Raw genomic sequence first — 3064 nt, 5'->3', positions numbered from 1 at the left:
GCCGGCGATCGAGCTGCGCGCCGGTGCGGACACCCGAGTGGCGAGCCGGGGCGAACCGGTCGCGAGCGTGTCGGCCTCGCCGCTGACGCTGTTCCGCTGCCTCACGGGGCGCCGCAGCGAAGGGCAGATCGCCGGTCTGTCCTGGTCGGCTGACCCGGCGCCGTGGCTGCCCGCGTTCCACCGCGGCCCGTTCCGTCCACCCGAGACGGCTGTCGAAGCGCTGTAGAGCGTCGTCTTCACACGACCGGGTTACCTTCCGAACTGAGGGCCGCACCGGCGTTCCGCGCCCGGGGAACCCGGTCGGACGAGTACCGGGAGCTGTGCGTCGCCGTGCGGGCGCACCCGCGTGCGGGCCACCGCTTCTGTGCACGCCGTGCGACGAAAGCTGTACGGAGATTACCGAATCCGGTGAAAGTGTCCGTGCGGGCCTCTCCGATGATCCCTCGAACAGTACGGTCGTCACCTGTCGCGACGGCGCTAACACGGCGCGGAACGGTCGCGACGACAGACCGCGCACGACATGGAGGGTGACTGCGCAGTGGACAGCGAGAACCGGGGGACAGTCCGCGGCCGGGCCGGCCGGGTCGTCCCCTGACGCGCAGGTCGAAGCCGGGGCCCGGCCGGGGGCGTCGTCGGCCGGTGCCGGCGTCCGAGGTCACCTCTGCCGAGCGTGACGGCGCTTCGGCCGGCCGGGAGGGTTCGGACAGTCGAGAGGGTTTCGAGCCTCGCCGGTGAGGTCCGCCGTGCGCCGCGGCCCACCGTGCGCGGTCCGCGTGGTCGGACCCGCCCAGTCGCAACGCAGGCCAAGGAGCAACGTGTTGAGGGAATTGCCGCTTGTCGGAGTGTGTATCCCGGCCTCGGGACCTCATGTGTCGCCCCGGACGCTCAAGTCCCTGGCCACCGCTGTGGAGAGCTTCGGCTACCACAGCGTGGCCGTGGCACAGCAACCGCTGGAGGCGGGCGAGCCCGTGTGGGATGACGAGGAGTTGCCGGATGGTCCGACCTACGACACGATCGGCCTGCTGACCTGGGTGGCCGCGAAGACCGAGACAGTGCGCCTGCGTACCGACGTCCCGTTTCCGCTGACCGACGAGCCGGTCACGGTGATACAGCGGATCGCCACGCTCGACCACCTCTCCGGTCACCGGGTGGACGTGGGCTACGTGCTCCGATGCCGGCCGGACGACGTGGCGCTCCCGGGCATGGCGCCGGACGAGCAGTGGAGGCGGTACGAGGACTACGTCAAAAATGTCCTGGTGCGCTGGGGGCCGTGGGACCTCGGTGGCTCGGGGTCCGGCGGCCCCGTTCCGTCCGGGGACGGGGCCGGTGCCACCGGTGATGGGTTGACGATCACGTTCGTCGACTGGGACGACACCGCCGCGAAGATCCGCTGGTACCGCGAACTCGGAGGTGCGGGACCGGTGGTGTTGCAGGCCGGACCGCCCCCCGTCGAGGCCGTCGACCTCGGGGCGCGGCACCCCTGGGCGGAGCAGTCGGTGTACGACGATCTGCTCCGGGCGAAGGAGTGCGGTGTCCAGGAGGTGGACTGGGACATGAACCGTGCCGGGTGGGGTCCCGACCGGCAGGTCACGGCGCTACGCGACCTCGCGGAGCGGCTGGCGCCGTGACCGGGTCGCCGGATGCCGCACGGCTCCGCGGACGGTGCCCGACCTGCCCGCCGAGCGGTGCGGGGGTCCGGGAGCGGGCTGCGGTGTGCCGGGGAGTCCGGCGAGCGGTGACACCACGACCTCGGCCGGCCGACACCCGGTGGTTCTAGAATGGCCGGCATGACGGGGGCCGTGGCGACCGCGACGAGGGCACGGGGCGGCCCGTACCGGCAGCGGATCATCGAGGCCGCGATCGGCTTCACGGTGCGGTCGGGGTGGTCGAACCTGACGATGTCCCGGCTGGCCGACCTGGTCGGGGTCAGCAGGCAGACCGTCTACAACGAGATCGGCTCCAAGTCGGCGCTCGCGGAGGCGATGGTCCACCACGAGCTCGACCGGTTCCTGGCCGCGGTCCAGCGGGCCTTCGAGCGGCACCCGGACGAGTTGGTGCCCGCGGTCCGCGCGGCGGTGGAGGCCGTGCTGGAACTGGCCGAGGACAACGTCCTGCTGCACGCGATCGTGTCCGCGACGCACGCGGCGGAGACCGATCTGCTGCCGCTGCTGACCACACACGCGGGCCCGCTGCTGACCACCGCGAAGTCGGTGCTCACCGACCGGCTCGCGCGGTACCGGCCGCCGCTGACCGCCGACGAGCTGGCCGTCGCGATCGACGTCGTGGTCCGCGTCGTGCTCAGCCACGTCATGCAGCCTTCGGACACCCCGGCCCGCACCGCCGAGCACGTCGCCTGGGTGGCGGGCCGGTTGCTCGGCGTCCCGTCGTCCGGCGGTCGCTCCCGCTGAGCGCCGTGGTCCCCGCCTGGGTGGGCACGGCACGACGTCACGGGCGGTTGAAGATCGATTCGTCCGGACGGGTCCCGGTGGTGGTCTCGACCGACCGGAAGATCAGTTCGTCCTCGCTCATCCCCTGCTGTTCGGCCATCATGGCGAACGCCGAACGGGCGCGACCCACCATCGGCATCATGTTGATCGTCCATGTGCCCCCGGAGCGCGCGAACTCGTACTCGAACGGTCCCTTCTCCCCGTCCCGCAGCACGGTGGCGGTCGCCTCGTCGCCCTGCACGGTCACCTCGCCGATGTCGTGCCGGGCGATCGCGGCGCTGTTCACCATGCCCTCCTCGACGCCGAGGACGTAGGCCTCCCGCCCGCTCATCCCCTTCAGTTCCGCGGGTGTGGAGATCGTCCGGAACACGGCGACGTTGTAGCGGTCCAGGGCGGGCAGTTCCCCGAGGCGCTCCGGCCCCGCGGTCGCGCCCAGCTCGGCCAGGGTGCGGTAGTAGTCGACGGTCTCGTCGCTGATCAGCTCGACCGCCGTGGCGCCGTCGCCCTGTTCCAGGGCGCGCCGGTACCGGTCGAACATCGCCACGACCGCCTCCTCCGCGTCGCGGGGCGCCGCGCCGGTGTCGCGGGGTGCCCCGGTCGCGGAGCCGTGGACCGCG

Annotated in this window: 3 protein-coding genes and 1 pseudogene; 3 read left to right on the top strand and 1 reads right to left on the bottom strand. The window is 72.2% G+C overall.

The window, feature by feature from the left end; all coding sequences use genetic code 11:
- The 3 genes and pseudogenes from SACHA_RS24770 to SACHA_RS0101085 all read left to right on the top strand — a co-directional run.
- Positions 1-226: pseudogene (locus SACHA_RS24770) on the top strand (maleylpyruvate isomerase family mycothiol-dependent enzyme); the annotation flags it as partial.
- 643 nt (positions 227-869) lie between these two features.
- On the top strand, positions 870-1628 hold the full coding sequence (locus tag SACHA_RS23270; RefSeq protein ID WP_019806513.1) for an LLM class flavin-dependent oxidoreductase: 759 nt from the start codon (positions 870-872) through the stop codon (positions 1626-1628).
- Between the two features lie 150 nt (positions 1629-1778).
- Entirely contained in the window at positions 1779-2408 is a 630-nt protein-coding gene (locus SACHA_RS0101085; RefSeq protein WP_019806512.1) for a TetR family transcriptional regulator, read from the top strand.
- A 37-nt stretch (positions 2409-2445) separates the two neighbouring features.
- Here SACHA_RS0101085 and SACHA_RS0101080 read toward each other — a convergent pair.
- Positions 2446-3064, bottom strand: a 619-nt coding sequence (locus SACHA_RS0101080) for a hypothetical protein (protein ID WP_157601553.1), incomplete at its 5' end; no start/stop codon positions are given.

It is taken from the genome of Saccharomonospora halophila 8, assembly GCF_000383775.1.
GTDB lineage: Bacteria > Actinomycetota > Actinomycetes > Mycobacteriales > Pseudonocardiaceae > Saccharomonospora > Saccharomonospora halophila.
The sequence above is the reverse complement of the archived record's forward strand: the minus strand, read 5'-3'. Positions and strand labels throughout refer to the sequence as shown.